General features: G+C 68.4%; 10 protein-coding genes and 1 pseudogene. All 11 read right to left on the bottom strand.

Annotated elements, in window-relative coordinates:
- Positions 1-1,917, bottom strand: a 1,917-nt coding sequence (locus I0Q12_RS17480) for an FAD-dependent oxidoreductase (RefSeq protein WP_197253100.1), incomplete at its 3' end; no start/stop codon positions are given.
- A gap of 4 nt (positions 1,918-1,921) precedes the next feature.
- Positions 1,922-3,253, bottom strand: a complete 1,332-nt coding sequence (locus I0Q12_RS17485; protein WP_197253101.1) for an MFS transporter — start codon at positions 3,251-3,253, stop codon at positions 1,922-1,924.
- 91 nt (positions 3,254-3,344) lie between these two features.
- Positions 3,345-4,233: pseudogene (locus tag I0Q12_RS17490) on the bottom strand (LysR substrate-binding domain-containing protein).
- 67 nt (positions 4,234-4,300) lie between these two features.
- The gene (locus I0Q12_RS17495; protein ID WP_197253102.1) at positions 4,301-5,629 is read right to left on the bottom strand and encodes an MFS transporter; all 1,329 of its coding nucleotides are present in this window, start codon (positions 5,627-5,629) and stop codon (positions 4,301-4,303) included.
- A 76-nt stretch (positions 5,630-5,705) separates the two neighbouring features.
- Positions 5,706-7,169 carry a benzaldehyde dehydrogenase gene (locus tag I0Q12_RS17500; RefSeq protein WP_197253103.1) on the bottom strand — a complete coding sequence of 488 codons (1,464 nt, stop codon included), beginning with the start codon at positions 7,167-7,169 and terminating at the stop codon, positions 5,706-5,708.
- Positions 7,170-7,399: 230 nt separating this feature from the next.
- Entirely contained in the window at positions 7,400-8,533 is a 1,134-nt protein-coding gene (locus I0Q12_RS17505) for a CaiB/BaiF CoA-transferase family protein (protein ID WP_197253104.1), read from the bottom strand.
- A 72-nt stretch (positions 8,534-8,605) separates the two neighbouring features.
- Positions 8,606-9,787, bottom strand: coding sequence for a mandelate racemase/muconate lactonizing enzyme family protein (locus I0Q12_RS17510; RefSeq protein WP_197253105.1), 1,182 nt, complete (start codon positions 9,785-9,787; stop codon positions 8,606-8,608).
- Positions 9,784-11,040: a CaiB/BaiF CoA-transferase family protein gene (locus I0Q12_RS17515; RefSeq protein WP_197253106.1), complete on the bottom strand. Its 1,257-nt coding sequence runs from the start codon at positions 11,038-11,040 to the stop codon at positions 9,784-9,786. The genes I0Q12_RS17510 and I0Q12_RS17515 overlap by 4 nt, the downstream gene beginning before the upstream one ends.
- Positions 11,037-12,227: an acyl-CoA dehydrogenase family protein gene (locus I0Q12_RS17520; protein ID WP_197253107.1), complete on the bottom strand. Its 1,191-nt coding sequence runs from the start codon at positions 12,225-12,227 to the stop codon at positions 11,037-11,039. Before I0Q12_RS17520 ends, I0Q12_RS17515 begins: the two co-directional genes overlap by 4 nt.
- Positions 12,228-12,393: 166 nt before the next feature.
- Positions 12,394-13,317 (bottom strand): LysR substrate-binding domain-containing protein, encoded by a 924-nt coding sequence (locus I0Q12_RS17525; protein ID WP_197253108.1) that lies wholly within the window; start codon positions 13,315-13,317, stop codon positions 12,394-12,396.
- On the bottom strand, positions 13,314-16,196 hold a 2,883-nt coding region (locus I0Q12_RS17530), incomplete at its 5' end, for an amino acid adenylation domain-containing protein (RefSeq protein WP_197253109.1). The genes I0Q12_RS17530 and I0Q12_RS17525, both read right to left, overlap by 4 nt.

Genomic DNA, 16,196 nt, shown 5'->3' on the forward strand with positions numbered 1-16,196 from the left:
GGCCTGCGGGGTGAGCTCCGCGACCCGGACCGGGGAGGTGTCCGCCGCAGCAGCCACGGCCTCCTCGAACTCGCGGCGTCCGACCTGCGAACCGAGCACCAGGGCGAGCCGGGCGAGGAAGCCTTCGCGGTCGGACTCGTCGGCCTGGTCGATCGCGGCGGACAGGCCCAGCCACACGTTCTCGCGGCGCGCCTCGTCCTCGGTGACGGCCTCGGCGGGACGTGCCGGAACGGCCGGACCGTCGGGGGCGGTGCCGGAACGCAGGGCGGCGGCGACACCGGACAGCTCGGCCACCGGGACGCGGCAGAGCAGCAGTCCGTCGGGGCGGATCACGAACGCCTCACCGGCGGTCGCGCCGAGAGCCTCGATCAGATCCGGTGCGTCGAGCACCGTCGCCTCGGCCGGGGCGGTCTCGACCGCACCGCCGACGAGGACGGCCCGCACGCTCTCCGGGGACAGTGCCGCACCGAGCTCGGCCGCTGCGGCCACCAGGGCCGAGCTGCCGTCGGCGTCGAGGCCGACACCGAGCACCGCGAAACCGGTACCGCGAACCACGTTCAGCGACGAGTCCTCCGTGCCGGTCGCGGTGACGACGCGCACCTTCCGGTCGTCCACCGGGTCGCCCGGCAGCACACCGGTGACGCCCGCGGCGACGGGCCAGGTCAGCGGGGACAGCCGCGCGTGCGTCGCGCTGGACTGCCGCGGGTTGATGAGGTGCCCGAACTCGGGACGGTGCACCGCGAGGGCCAGCACGGCATCGCGGGTCGTGCGGTAGCCGTGACTGCCGGGCGACATGATGAGCGTGGACTTGCCGGCGTTCGCGACGTTCTGTTCCCAGGCGTGGTGCCGCTCGGCCGAGTACGCCCGGAGCAGTGCCGGCTCGGCGTTGCCGTGGATCACGGCGGCGAGCTGCCAGGCGAGGGTTTCGGCGTCCTCCATGCCGGAGTTGAGCCCGCGCACGCCGAAGATCGGCACGAGGTGCGCGGCGTCGCCGGCGAAGAGGATGCGGTCGTGGGTGAAGTCGCGCAGGGCCAGCGCACGGGCGTTGTAGAACCCGTGCCACTCGAGCGTCCACGGCAGGTCGTTCTGCAGCCAGTCCAGGTGCTTGGTGATCCGCGCCCGGATCGCGTCTTCCTGGGTCTCGATCTCGGCGTCCTCGGACGGGTCGAGCTGGTAGTCGATGCGCCAGATGTTCTTGGGCTGCTTGTGCATGATGATCGTCGAGCCGGGGTTGCTCGGCGGGTCGAACCAGACCATGCGCTCGGCGGGCAGCTCGGACTCCCAGTGGATGTCCGCGATGACGTAGCGGCCCTCGTAGTTGGTGCCCTCGAGACGCAACCCGGCGAGTTCACGCATGCGGCTGCGTCCACCGTCCGCGGCGACGACCCAGCGGGCGCGCAGGTGGCGCTTGCCGTCGGCGGTGTCGACCTCGAGGGTGACCTCGTCCTCGCCGCGCAGGATGCCGGCGATGCTCGCCGACCAGTACAGGGTGATCAGCGGGTTCTGCTCGATGGTGTCGACGACGATCTGCTCGTACTCCGACTGGGAGACGTTGATCATCGGCGGGCGCACGTCGAAATCGCGCAGCGGCATCTTGAACTGCAGGACCTGCTGGTCGCGGTAGAAGCTGCGGCCGCCGACCCACGGCAGCACGATCTTCTCGAGCTCCTCGCCGAAGCCGAGACGGGCCGCGGCCTCGAGGCTGTGGCGGGAGATGCAGATCGCGCGGCTGCCGAAGGAAACCTGATCGGCGGCCTCGATGACGGTGACCGGGATGCCGCGCTGGGCCAGGCCGAGTGCCGTGGCCATGCCGACGGGGCCGGCACCCACGACGACGACGGGCAGCGCGTCGTCGGTGGGTTCCATCGACGCGAACGAGGATGCGGGGTACTTGCGTGGCTGGTAGTAGGTCGACACGAGGTCAGATCCCTTCCTTCTCGAGACGGGCGGGACGTGCGGGCGTGGAGGGCACGCGGAGGACGAGAATGCTCACGAGGCTGATCAGCGCGATCAGCACGAAGTAGCCGGTGATCGACCACGAGGTGCCGGTCTTCGCGAACAGCGTGGTGGCGATCATCGGGGCCAGACCGCCGCCCAGGATCGCGCCGATCTGGTAGCCCAGGGACGCGCCGCTGTAGCGCACGGCCGGCGGGAACAGCTCGGAGAACAGCGCCGACTGGGGTCCGGCGCAGCAGCCGAGGGTGAAGCCGAGTCCGGCCATCGCCACGAACATGACCGGCAGGCTCGCGGTGTCCATGAGCGGGAAGAACAGGGCGGCGGCGATCACGAGTGCGGCGGAGCTGCGGATGTAGACGGTGCGGCGGCCGATGAGGTCGGAGCGCCAGGCGCTGAACGCCATGCCGGCCATCCAGACCGGGCACGAGGCGATGAGCAGGCTCAGCATCGTCGTCTGCGAGAAGCCGAGTTCCTTCTCGCCGTACTTGAGCACGTAGACCATGTAGGCGTAGGCGATGCCGTTGGTGGCGATGAACGTGCCGCCGGCCAGGAGCACGGTCTTCCAGTGCTTGGTGAGGACCTCGACGATCGGCAGCTTCGCGTGGGTCTCGACGGTCTCGTCCTTCGCCGTCTGGAACTCCGCACTCTCCTCGAGGCCGAGACGGATCCACATCGCGACACCGACCAGAACGGCCGAGAGCAGGAACGGAACACGCCAGCCCCACGAGTCGAACGTGGCGTCGTCCATGAACACCGACAGTGGCAGGAAGACCAGGTTGGCGAGCAGGACACCGGCGGGCACCCCGATCTGGGGTGCGGCGCCGTACAGGCCGCGCTTGCCCGCGGGGGCGTTCTCGGTGGCGACGAGCACCGCACCACCCCACTCGCCACCGACGCCGAGTCCCTGGACGAAACGCAGGGCGACGAGCAGGATCGGGGCGGCGACACCGATGGCCGCGTAGTTCGGCAGCAGGCCGATCGCGACGGTCGCGCATCCCATCAGCAGCAGCGAGATCACCAGCATCGACTTGCGGCCGACCTTGTCGCCGAAGTGACCCATGACGACGCCGCCGATGGGGCGTGCGACGAATCCGACAGCAAGGGTCGCGAACGCCGCGAGCGTGCCGGCCAGGTCGGAGGACCCGGGGAAGAACTGGGGACCGAGGACGAGTGCCGCGGCGGTGCCGTAGATGAAGAAGTCGTACCACTCGATCGCGGTGCCGACGAAACTTCCGACAGCGGCCTTACGCGCGGTCGCGGCAGTGCCGGACGCGTCGCGCTTGTCGATAACCGTCATGGATGGGGACCTTTCGAGGAGGGCGGGAAACGTGACCGCCGACACCACGATGACGCCCCCACAACCCCGTGAAAAGCGCGAAATTTCCCGGTTATTCCACGACTCTCTCGAAGTAAGGCTGTTTCTGCACGTCGGACGGGACGATCGGCCCTGTGGCGAACGTGAGAAATTCCCGGGCCGCCCGGCTCAACAAGGCCCCGTCCTTCCAGGCCACCACCACGTCGACCGGCTCGGGGACGGGGTCGGTGACGTTGCGGACGGCGATCTCGAGGCCCTCGTAGGTGATGTCGCTGCGCGGCCGCGACAGCAGCAGCGTCCAGCCCAGCCCCCGCCCGACGAACGCCCGGGACGTCTCGAAGTTGCGGGTCCGGTACACGACGTTCGGGGTGAAACCGGCCGCACGGCACACCCCGAGCCCGTGGCTCGAACTCGGCGGTGAATCGAGCAACACCATGGGCGAGTCCCCGAGGTCCCGCAGCCGGATGGGCCCACCGTCCACCGCCAGGGGATGCGCCGCGGGCAGCAGCACCCGGGGGTTGCGGTGCCCGATCACGACCGTGCCCAGCCCGGGCTGCAGATCCAGGGCGTACATCACGGCGACGTCCACCTCCCCGGACTCGAGCTGGGCGGTGAGCTGGGTCTGGTCGTCCTCGTGGAAATCGAGCTGCACGCGCGGGTGGGTGCGGATGAACCCCTCGAGCAGCGGGGGCAGCACGGTCGGTCCCAGCGACGGATAGCACCCGACCTTGACGCGCCCGACGACCTCGCCCGCCTCGGCGCGCGCGTCGGCCTGCAACTCCCCCGCCTGATGCAGCAGGATCCGGGCCCGTTCGAGAACGCCTTCGCCGGTGGGGGTGAGCCGCCGACTGCGACATGCTCAGCACGTCCGCGGCACCGGCGATCGACCCCCACTCGGCGACCGCGACGAACGCCGCGAGCTGACGGAGCGTGTAGTGGGGCACCGGATCGACTGGGCTCATGGTGTCACCGTAGGCGCACCGACGTCCCCGCACCGACGATGCGGTGCGGGGACCGGGCACGGGGCCGTCAGCCGGCGGTCAGGTCGACGTCCTTGCTCTCCCTGACGAAGACGGCGAGAATCACGGCGCTCATCGCGCACAACGCGACCAGGTAGGCGACGACCGAGGTGATCGTTCCCGAACTCGCGAACAACGAGGCGACGATGACGGGGGTGAACCCGGCGCCGAGGAGACTGCCGATCTGGTAGCCGAGGGACGCCCCGGTGTATCGGGACCGGGTACCGAACTGCTCGGCCAGGAACGCCGGCATCGGGCCGAAGGTGAGCGACTGCAGCACCGAGCAGCTGATCACGAAGGCCAGCACGACCAGCAGGAAGTTGCCGGAGGACGCGAGCTGGAACAGCGGCCACGCCAGCACCACCATGCCGACGAACCCGCTCAGCATGACAGGCTTGCGCCCGTAGCGGTCCGACAGTCGCGCCGCGCCGAGGATGCCGAAGATCGCGAAGAACTGGCAGATCGCGAACGCATTCAGACCCTCCGACCGGGACACACCGTTCTCGGCCGCGTAACCGATGACGAATGTCGAGAACAACGCCTGGATCACGAACGGAGCGGTGCACACCAGCCCGGCGAGGACGAGGGTGCGCGGGGCACGCAGGATCGCCAGCAGAGGCATCGGCTCCGCCGCCCGGTCCTTCTTCTCGGCCGCCGCCTTCATTGCCTCTCGGAACAGCGGGCTCTCCGCGACCCGGGCGCGGACGAACAGACCGACGGCGAGCAGCACCGCCGAGAACAGGAACGGGATGCGCCAGCCCCATGACAGGAAGTCGTTCTCGGGAAGCGTCGCCGCCAGTGCGAGCGCAAGCGTGCCGAGCACCGCACCGGTCGGGCCTCCGGCATTGGTGAAGGCGGCAGCGAATCCGCGATTGCGGTCGCCGGCATGCTCGAGCGACATCAGCGCCGCCCCTCCCCACTCCCCACCGATCGCGACGCCCTGGACGGCGCGCAGCACGATCAGCATGACCGCGCCCCAGGTCGGGATCGCGGGCACCAGCCCGATGAGGAACGAGGCCGCGCCCATGATCGACATGGACAGCAGCAGCATCTTCTTGCGGCCGATCCGGTCACCGAAATGCCCGAATACGATGCCGCCGAGGGGGCGCGCGATGTAGCCGATCGCGAAGGTCGCGTAGGACGCGATCAACGCCGCTGCCGGACTCAGGTTCGAGAAGAACACCGGTCCGAAGACGAGTGACGAAGCGGTCGCGTAGAGGATGAAATCGTAGAACTCGATGGTGCTGCCGAGGTAGCTGGAGAACACCACACGACGAAGATCGCTTCGCCGTTTCATCGTATCGACGGGGGCGGACGACTCCGATTCTGCGAGCGTCATGGATGGTCCTTTGTCCGGAGGGGAACTGTCGGGCGGCCGGGCAGGCGCGCCGACCGGGGGAATTCGGTGCGGGATCTCAGAAGGGATAGGACGGGACCTCACGGACCGCGGTTATCCAGCGTGTCTCGGTGAAGGCCTCGAAGCTGTTCGCAGCGCCACCGAAGCGAGCCCCGTTGCCGGAAGCTCCGAAGCCGCCGAACGGGATGTTGGCCTCGTCCGCCACGGTCTGGTCGTTGATGTGGGCGATACCGGTAGGGATCCGATCCGCCAATTCGAGCCCCCTTCCGATGTCGCGGGTGAAGATGCCGAGGGACAGTCCGTACTCGGAGTCGTTGGCGAGCTCGACAGCCTCGTCCGGCGTGGTGAACTCCACGACCGACGCGACGGGGCCGAAGACCTCCTGCGCGTAGGCCGGCGCGTCCAGGGGCACGTCCGCGAGGACGGTGGGCCGATAGTACAGACCTTCGTAGGTGCCGCCGGCGGCGAGTCTGGCTCCGGCATCGACCGAGGCGGTGACCAGCGCATGGATCTTGTCGAGCTGCCCCCGGTCGATGATGGGGCCCAGAGCGACCTGCTCCGTCATCGGATCACCCACCGGAAGCGCGGCCGCCTTCTCGGCGAGCTTGGCGACGAACTCCTCGTACACGGACGTGTGAACGAGGTGACGGCCGGTGGCCATGCAGATCTGTCCCTGGTGGAGGAAGGAGCCGGCAGCGGCGGCGGAGACCGTCGCGTCGAGATCGGCGTCGTCGAGGACGATGATCGCCGAGTTGCCCCCGAGCTCCAGGTGCACCTTCTTGAGGTGGCGGGACGCGGCGGCTCCGACGTGGCGGCCCGCGGAGGTGGAGCCGGTGAAGGAGATGGCGCGGACCCGCGGATCCTCGACGAGAGCTGCTCCCACATCGGCGCCACCGGGAAGAACCTGCAGGACGCCGGCGGGGAGCCCCGCCTCCTCGAAGATCCGGGCCAGCACGACGCCGCCGGAGACGGCGGTGCGCGGGTCCGGCTTGAGGATGACCGCGTTGCCGGTCGCGAGTGCGGGGGCGACCGATCGGATCGACAGGATCAGCGGGAAGTTGAAGGGTGCGATGACGCCGACCACTCCGACCGGGACCCGCTTGGACGTGCTCAGCAGCCGCGGAGTGACGCTCGGCAGGATCTCGCCGTGCGGGTGGGACGGCAGTGCTGCACCCTCGAAGCACTCCTGGGCGGCGACGTCGGTCTCGAGCGCGGCCTTGGGCCGCAGCGAGCCGGACTCACGCATGATCCAACGCTGGATCTCGTCCGCGTGGGTCTGCCACAACTCGCCGGCACGACGCATCACCGCGGCCCGCTCCGGGTGGGGAAGGGACGCCCACTCTCGTTGTGCGGCAACGGCTCGCGCGGCGGCTGCGTCGAGATCATCGGTGTTCGCGAGCCCGACGGTTCCGAGAGTCGTACCCGTCGCGGGTTCGACGACCTTGATCTCCCCCGCGCCGCCGGCCGTCCAACTCCCGGTGAAGATCCGGCCCTGCCATGCGGATTCGTCCAGAAATGCCATCAGGAACTCCTTGTTTTGCGGGTGCCGGACCTGCCGGCGGAACAGAGAACGGCGACGCGCAGAACGCCGGCGTCCGGGCACTCGAAGGTGCCGCACCAGTATGGGTCACATCACATGCTGTGAATAGCAGAATCAACTAGGGATATTGCACAGGAAAACTCGAGAATGCCTTCACGAAAACGTCCAGCGCGGCCGGCTCGGCCGCGCTGGACGGTGAGGGTTCGCCCGGGTCAGCGACCCGGCAGCGACATCGCCGACCAGGCGCTCAGTATCTGTGCCGGATCATCTTCGGGCGCAACGGGAGGCGCGGCGGGAAACCCCGAAGGCGTCCGCGAGAATCGCGGTGCCGGTGCAGGTTCCGGGCACCCTTCACGTTCCAGGAAGGTTCCGCGAGCGACGAGGTGCTCGTTCGCGGGGGCCTCGCTCATGGAGAGGACCGGTGCGACGCACGCGTCGGAACCGGCGAACACCTCCGACCATTCGTCTCTGGTCCGGGTCGCGAATGCCGCGGCGAATCGATCGCGAAGTTCGCGCCAGCGGCGCCGATCCCACTGCCCGGGCAGCGTTTCGTCCCCGTCGAGGCGGAGACCGGCAAGCAGCTGGGCATAGAACGGCGGCTCGAGGGCCGCGACGGCCACATACCGGTCGTCGGAGGTGCGGTACACGTCGACGAACGGCGCTCCCGAGTCGATGAGGTTCGTGCCCCGTTCGTCGTTCCAGGCACCACCGGCGAGCATCGAGAACGGGTTCGCCATCAGATGAGCCACACCGTCGACGATCGCGGCGTCGACGACCTGGCCCTTCCCGGACCGCTCACGCTCCCACAACGCGGCCAGGATTCCGGACACCAGATACATTGCCCCACCGCCGAAGTCACCGACCAGGCTCAGTGGAAGCTGCGGCGGACCCCCGGCGCGGCCGATCGCGTGCAGCGACCCGACCAGCGCCTGATAGGTCGGGTCGTGCCCGGCACGTTGCGCGAGCGGACCGTTTTGCCCCCATCCCGTCATCCGACCGTAGACGAGCCGGGGATTGCGAGCGAGGCAGGCGTCGGGCCCGAGTCCGAGACGTTCGGTGACGCCGGGCCGGTATCCCTCGATGAGAACGTCGGCGTGTTCGACGAGTTCGAGCGCGGCGGCGAGGCCGTCGGCACTCTTCAGATCGAGGGACAGCATCCGCTTCCCACGCTGGAGGGTGTCGAAGCGCGGGTCGATGGGCATGGCGAATCCCGCACCCGCCCGTTCGACACGGACGACATCGGCGCCCTGGTCGGCGAGGAACATCGCCGCGAACGGGGCAGGCCCGAGTCCCGCGAGTTCGACGACCTTGAGGCCGGCCAGCGGGCCCGCTCGGTGCTCTGTCATGGACTTGCTCTCCTCGAGTTGGGTACGCCGGCGGCGGGATGCCCCGACCGCCGGCGCCGATACCGATGGGTGTCAGGCGCTGACGAGTTGCCCGACGGTTACGATCTCCATTCCCGGGGTGATGTGGTCCGCGATGAACCGCTCGTTGAGCTCGATCCCGTAACCCGGGCCCTCGTTCGGGAAGAGCTTGCCGTCCTTGAAGATCGGCACGTTCGCGGCGATGTCGTTCTCGATGACCTGCTGCTCGTTCTCCCACTGGTTGTTGATGATCAGCGGACCGAGATTCTCGTGGGTGAACTGCGACGCCCAGTTGTTCGCGATCATCAGATGGGCGGACGGGCTGGCCTCGAGACCCGATCCGATCATGCAGCCGCTGTAGACCGCCATGTCGGCGAGGCGCGCCATCGTGAGCCAGCGCTGCGCCTTGACGAGGCCGCCGGCCTTCTGCATCTTGATGAACAGTCCGTCCGCCGCGCGGCGCTCGATGATCTCGCGGATGTTGTACAGCTCCTGAGCGGATTCATCGGCGAACACCGGTGTCTCGATCCGGCCGCGCAGCCGGGCCATACCTTCGATGTCCCAGTGCGGAACAGGCTGCTCGATGCACTCCATCCGGAACTCGTCGAGACGGCGCATCGTCTTGAGTGCCTGATCGTAGTTCCAGAAACCGTTGGCATCGACGACGATACGTGCACCGGGACCGAGTGCGGCGCGTACTTCGCGGACATTGTCGACATCGTGGTCGGAGTTGCCGTCGGACTTGAGCTTGATCAGCGAGTACCCCTGCTCGTGAGCCGCAACCGCCTCGGCCACGATCTGGTCCGTCGGCCCCGCGGACGCCACCCAGCCCTGCACCGATGCCTCGATGTTCTTGCCGCCCAGCAACTGGTAGACCGGAACGCCGAACGCCTTGCCCTTGAGATCGTGCAACGCGAAATCGACGAGCGCCTTGGCCTGGTTGTTGTCGCGGACGAAGGTGTCCATCTGCCCGACGATCTTCTCGATGTTGAGCGGGTCCTGGCCGATGAGGAACTGCGGCGCGATGTGCTTGGCGATCATCGCGATCATCGAATCCTGTGTCTCACCGCGGTACCACGTCGAGGTGTCCCCGGAATCGCCGTAGCCGACGATGCCCTCGTCGGTGTACACCTTGAGCACCACCGAATGAATGTGTGTGATCCGGGTTCCCGGCATGATGAACGGCTTGACCAGCGGGGTGGAGACCGGGGTCAGTTCGACCTTGGTGATGATCATGAGGTCTGCTCCTGCAGTGTGGGAAGGACGGTGGCGCCGGCAGCGGCCAGTGCACCGAGATCGTTGCTGTCGAGACCGAGTTCTCTCAGAACCTCGGTGGTGTGTTCACCGGTCAGCGGGGCCGGACGTGTGATCGCCCCGGGGGTGCGGGACAACTTGGCGGGGATCCCCGGCACCGTGACTTCTCGGCCGCTGACCGGGTGCTCCACGGTCGGGAGCATGTCGCGGGCCGCGAAGTGCGGGTCGGCGAAGATGTCCTCGGCGTCGAAGATCGGACCCAGCGGCACCTTGCCGCCCAGCAGGTCGATCAGTTCCGCAACCGTGTGCCGGCGGGTCCAGTCGTTGACCACCTCGTACACGGCTTCGCGGTTCTCCCAGCGAGCGTGATCGGTAGCGAATCTCGGATCGTCCACGAGCTCCGGCCGGCCCATGATCGCGGCGAGTTTCGCCCACTGCGGGTTGTGCGGAGCACCGAGTGCGACGACACCGTCCGACGCCTCCACCGTGTCGAAGGGGGCGAAACCCTGCAGCTGGTTGCCGATCGGTGTGGGCACCTGCCCGGTGTGCCCGTACGTGTTGACGACGACCTCCGAGATCGCAAGCACGCTGTCGGCCATCGCGACGTCGACGTACTGGCCACGACCGCTGCGTTCCGCCTCACGCAGGGCGGCAAGGATGCCGAATGCCGCGAACAGCCCGGGAACGGTGTCACCGACACCGGAACCCACACGGACGGGGTGCTCGGCATCGCGGCCGGTGATGGACATCAGCCCACCCATGGCCTGTGCGACGATGTCGAATGCGGGCCAGTGCGCGTACGGGCTTTCGCCGCCGGGCTTGTCCCCGAAACCGCGGATGGAGGCGTAGACCAGTCTCGGATTCCGCGCCGCGAGGGTCTCGTAGCCGAGTCCGAGGCGTTCCATGACGCCCGCACTGAAGTTCTCGACGAGCACGTCGGCATCGTTCACCAGGCGCAGCAGAACGTTGCGGGCCTCGGGCTTCTTGAGGTCGAGCACGACGCTGCGCTTGTTGCGATTGGCGGACTGGAACACCCCGCCGTAGTCGCGAGGCTCGTCGTCGGAGCCGAACGGCCCGGTGTACCGGAGGAAATCGCCACGCGGAGGCTCGATCTTGATGACATCGGCGCCCTGATCGGCAAGAAGCGAAGTACAGAACGGTCCGGCGAGCGCTTGGGTCAGGTCGATCACCCGCACCCCGTCGAGAGCACGCCGTCCGGCGGCCCGGCGGCTCACAGCGTGGCCTCACGTCCGAGCAGGGCACGTCCGATGACGACCTTCTGGATCTGCGGAGTACCCTCGCCGATCTCGAGGCCGGACACGTCGCGCAACATGGCCTGCAGCGGAAGCTCCTCCGCGAACCCGGAGTGCCCGTGGGCGACGACGCAATCGCGGATGGTCTGCAGCGACACGTCGGTGGCATAGAGCTTGGTCATCGCGGCCTCCTTCGTGAAGGGCCTGCCGGCGTCGGCGAGCGACAGGGCACGATAGGTCAGCCACCGCGCGGCCTCGAGCTTGGTCGCGTTCTCGGCAATGGGGAAGGAGACCCCCTGGAACGACGAGACGGGCTTCCCGAACGCCTTGCGGCTCTTGACATATTCGATCGTGATGTCGAGCGCCTTGCGCGCGACGCCGGTGGACATGAGACCGATGACCGAGCGCGTGTAGTCGAATTCGCTCATCACGAGCCGGAATCCGTTCCCGACACCGCCGATCACGTACTCGTCGGGAACGAACACGTCGTCGAGGAACACCCCGGCGCGGCCGAGCGGCTTCCATCCGGCGTCGGGGAACTTCTGCATGCTCACGCCCTTTGCGTCGAGCGGCACGAGGAATGCGGTGACGCCGGAGTCCTCCGGCCCCTCGCCCCGCGCCTTGACGAACGTGATCATCGCCTTGGCGTGCGGCGCGAACGTGATGGAGGTCTTCTCACCGTTGAGCTTCCAGCCGCCCTCCACGCGTTCGGCCTTGGCGCGCATGGCCATCGCGTCGGAGCCCGATCCCGGTTCCGTCAACCCGAGTGCGACGACGTGGCGGCCCTCGACGATGCCGCGCACCCAGTCGCGCGCCACGTCGGGCGCGAGGAAGCGCTCGAGCAGTGGTCCGGTGAGGTTGTTGGTGTAGGCGAGCTGCGAGGCGTAGAAGTTCGCGTACGCGAGTTCCTCGTGCGCGATTCCGAGGTGTGTCTTGGTCATGCTCTCGCCGATCCTCCCCACCCCGCCGTTCTCCTCGGACACCCCGAGTCCCAGAAGGCCCTGGGCCGCCATCTTCTCGGCCAGATCCCACGGGAATTCCTCGCTGTGAGCCCGCTCGAGGTAGCTGTCCGCATGCGGCGCAGCGAATTCCCGTACCCATTGGGCGAATTCGTCGTACTCGGGAGCGAAGAGGACCGGGGGGTGCAGAGCGGACGTGTCTGACGACATGGAAATCTCCTCGAATCTTGCTGGATGGCAACGGACGGTCGGATCCGCTGCGACTGCGCGTGCGTCCCATCCGCGGTGCGGTGCGATGGACCCAGTATGTCCGCCGTCACTAACACTGAAAAGAACAAGAACCGAGTGATATTTATGAGTAAAACTGTGTATTGCGTCAGAGTGTGGCCGCGCGCTCGGTCGCGAACGCGAGGAATGCACGCGCGACCCTGCTCAGCAGGACATCGGGCCGCCACGCGATCACGAGGCGGACCGGTTCCAGTGCCGGCCGCTCGATGGGACGCAGAACGATCTGCATGCCCCCGTACGTGCGATCCAGCTTCGGCCGACTCAGCATCACGGTCCAACCCAAGCCGCGGCCGACGAACGCGCGCACCGTCTCGTAGTTCGCCGAGCGATAGCCGATCCGGGGAGTGAAACCCGCCAGGGCGCACACCTGCAGCGCGTGGTTCGAACTCGGCGCGGCGTCGAGCAACACCATCGGCTCGTCGGCCACGGATACGAGATCGACCGGCCCGGGATCGTCCGCGAGACGGTGTTCCGCCGACACCACCAGCGCAGGATTGCGCGTCCACAGGGTCGCCGTTCGCCACTGGCGGGGAATATCGAGGTCGTACACGATGACCGCATCGAGTTCTCCGCGCTCCAGCGCAGCTTCGAGTTCATCGGCCATCGCTTCCCGGAACTGCAGGGTGACGCCCGGATGGCTACGCCGGAACTCGTACAGCAGAGGCGGCAGAATCGTAGGCGCCACGGTGGCGTAGCACCCGATGACCAGCCGGCCCTTCAGTTCACCACCGGCGCCCGCGGTCTCGGCCTCGATATCGGCAGCCTGCTGCAGCAGTGCCCGCGCCCGAACCAGGACCGATTCGCCGGTCGGAGTGAGCTGCACGCCGTGGGCGCGCCGCCGCACACAGAGCTGGGCGGACATCGCCTTCTCCAGCTCCGTGACGGCCAGCGACACAGCCGACTGGGACACCAGCAGGCGGTCCGCGGCGGCGCTGATCGTGCCGGTTTCCGCGACCGCGACGAAAGCGACCAGCTGTCGCATGGTGAACGCCGGGGCACGGTCGAGACTCATGCCCCGATGATAGGAGCCTGCCCATGCCCCCTCGGCGCCCGCGACAGATGCCGCTCGAGGATCGGGCCGATCACCGCGAGACCCGCAGGACCGGTGAGTTGCTCGTGGGACAGCGGCACCGGGCACTCGACCACACCTTGCGTCACGTGTTCCTTCCAGGCGGAGGCGCCGGTGTCCCGATCGAGATCCCGGCCGCTGTCCGCGGCGGCGCTGAAGTACAGGAGGTCGACGCCGTCGAGCACCCCGGGGTGGTGTGCGAGCGCGAGGTCGACGAGTTCCCCGTACACGCGGTAGAGGGTTTCGAGGTCGGCCGCGGTCAGGGCAGCGAAGATGCCGCCCTTCGCGTGCAGCAGTTCCGCGACGGTCTCGAAGGTCGGCTCGGCACCGGTGACCGGGAGGTCGTCGACGTCGCCGAACTCTTCGAGCAACCGGCCGATCGTGGGCCGCTCGGCGATCGTCCCGGTCAGCACGCGGGTGTCCAGCATGGCGAGGGTCGCCACGTCGTCGCCGGTGCTGCGCAGGCGCATCGCGATCTCGTGTGCGATCTGCCCGCCGACCGAGTAACCGACCAGGTGGTACGGGCCCGTCGGCTGCACGGACCGGATCTCCCGGACGTAGCGGTCGGCGAGGTCTTCGAGGGACGCGAACCTGGTGTCGGGTTCGGTGAGCGCCGGCGCCTGCAGTCCGTAGACGGGGCGGTCGTCGCCGAGGTACTGGGCAAGGCCGGCGAAGCACCAGGCCAATCCGATCGCCGGGTGGATGCAGAACAGGGGTTCCGCGGTACCGGGGCGCAGCGGCAACAGGACCGAGACCGCCGCTCGTGCCGCGTCCGGGTCGGTCGATGCGCCGCCGCTGTCGATTCGGCGGGCGAGGGTAGCGGGGGTCGAATACGTGAAGATCCACTGCACCGGAATCTCCGCTCCCATCGATTCCCGCAGGCGGGCAACGACACCGGTGGCGGTCAACGAGTTCCCGCCGAGGGAGAAGAAGTTGTCGTCCGCGCCGACGCGAGTCACCGCGAGTTCGGCCGAGAACGCCTCGGCCACCGCAGTTTCCGTTCCTTCGCGCGGTACCCGGAATTCGGTTGCACCGCAACGGAAGTCCGGCTCCGGCAACGCCGCCCGATCCACCTTCCCGTTCGCCGTCACCGGCACCGCGTCGATCACCGACACGACGGACGGCACCATGTGCGGCGCCAACCGCGTCCCCACCTGCGCCAGCACCGCCACCGGATCCAGCTCCGCGGCTGGTTCCGGCACCACGTATCCGACGAGCCGATCGCCGGCACCCCGGTGCACCGTCGCCACGGCTTCTCGGACACCGTCGCACGCCCGCAGCGCGGATTCGATCTCGCCGAGTTCGATGCGGAACCCGCGGACCTTCACCTGCTGATCGGAGCGGCCCACGTAGTCGAGTTCGAGCGTCCCGTCGTCGCGGCGGCGCCACCGCACCAGATCCCCGGTGCGGTACATGCGCTGCCCCTTCGGTCCCGCGACGAAACGCGAAGCGGTCAGTCCGGCGCGATTGCGGTAGCCGCGGGCCAAGCCGGGACCGGACAGGTACAGCTCCCCCACCACCCCGACGGGGACCGGCCGCAGCCGGTTGTCGAGCACGAGTTCGGCGAATCCGCGGATGGGGCGGCCGATCGTGACGGGTTCCCCGCTCTGCAGTGCGTGCCCCGCGTTCGACTGGATCGTCGTTTCCGCCGGGCCGTAGGTGTTGACCATGGTCCGGCCCGGCGCCCACCGGGCGACGAGTTCCGGCGGGCAGGTCTCGCCACCGACGATCACCGTGTCGAGCCGGTCGAGTCCGGCCGGATCCACCGTGCCCAGCGCCGCGGGGGTCAAGGCCGCGTGCGTGACCTGTTCCCGGGCGAGCAGGTCGGCCAGTTCCCGACCACCGAATACCCCGGGCGGGGAGATCACCGAACATCCACCGGATCCGAAGGCCCACAGCATCTCCAACACCGCCGCGTCGAAACTCGGCGACGCCGCGTGCAGCACACGTGCGTGCGGACCGAGCCCGAACCGAGCGCACTGTTCTGCCACCAGGTTCGCGAGTCCCGCATGGGTGACCGTCACGCCCTTGGGGATCCCGGTCGACCCGGACGTGTAGATCACGTACGCGGGATGGTCCACCCGCAGTGGACGGACCCGCTCAGCGTCGACGATCGGGTTTTCCGGCGCTCCAGTGTCTTCCGGCGTTCCCGCATCTTCCGGCGTTGCGGCGAGCAGCCACGGCACCGAATCGGGGAGGCGATCGACCGCGTCGGGTGTGGTGAGGCCGAGCGAGGCGCCGGAGTCGGTGAGCATGTGCTCGATCCGCCCGGCCGGGTATCCGGGGTCGACGGGGACGAACGCGGCTCCGGTCTTCGCGACCGCCCACACCGCCAGCACCGACTCCACCGACCGTGCCATGCCGATGGCAACGCAGGTCTCGGGTCCGGCTCCCAGTGCAATCAGATTGCGCGCGAGACGGTTCGACCGGTCGTCGAGCTCACCGTAGGTCACGCGACGATCTCCGCACACGATCGCGGTCGCCGAGCGATCACCTGTTCCCGCGGCGAGAAGGTCGGGCAGCGTCGCCGGCGAGACGCCGGGTTCGCCGAACACCGGGACGAGCTGAGCATGCTCGACGGGGCCGAGCAGGTGCAGCCGGTCCAGGCACACGTCCGGTTCGGTCGCGACGGTGTGGACGATGCGCAGCACGCGGTCGAGGATTTCCTCCATCTGCCGGTGATCGAACAACTCGGGCAGGTACTTGATCGACAGGTGCAGCCGATCGTCCACGTGCGCAACCAAACCCATCGGATAGTGCGCCGCGTCCGCACCCGAGACATCCACCACCCGCATCCCCGCGATGTCCGTCTCCGCCGTCAA

The sequence above is a fragment of the Rhodococcus sp. CX genome, assembly GCF_015865005.1.
Classification (GTDB): Bacteria; Actinomycetota; Actinomycetes; order Mycobacteriales; family Mycobacteriaceae; genus Rhodococcus.

Coding starts and splice junctions, on each gene's coding strand:
- I0Q12_RS17500 (WP_197253103.1), bottom strand. CDS start 7,169: ATGGCATTTCTGGACGAATCCGCATGGCAGGGCCGGATCTTCACCGGG.
- I0Q12_RS17485 (WP_197253101.1), bottom strand. CDS start 3,253: ATGACGGTTATCGACAAGCGCGACGCGTCCGGCACTGCCGCGACCGCG.
- I0Q12_RS17520 (WP_197253107.1), bottom strand. CDS start 12,227: ATGTCGTCAGACACGTCCGCTCTGCACCCCCCGGTCCTCTTCGCTCCC.
- I0Q12_RS17505 (WP_197253104.1), bottom strand. CDS start 8,533: ATGACAGAGCACCGAGCGGGCCCGCTGGCCGGCCTCAAGGTCGTCGAA.
- I0Q12_RS17495 (WP_197253102.1), bottom strand. CDS start 5,629: ATGACGCTCGCAGAATCGGAGTCGTCCGCCCCCGTCGATACGATGAAA.
- I0Q12_RS17525 (WP_197253108.1), bottom strand. CDS start 13,317: ATGAGTCTCGACCGTGCCCCGGCGTTCACCATGCGACAGCTGGTCGCT.
- I0Q12_RS17510 (WP_197253105.1), bottom strand. CDS start 9,787: ATGATCATCACCAAGGTCGAACTGACCCCGGTCTCCACCCCGCTGGTC.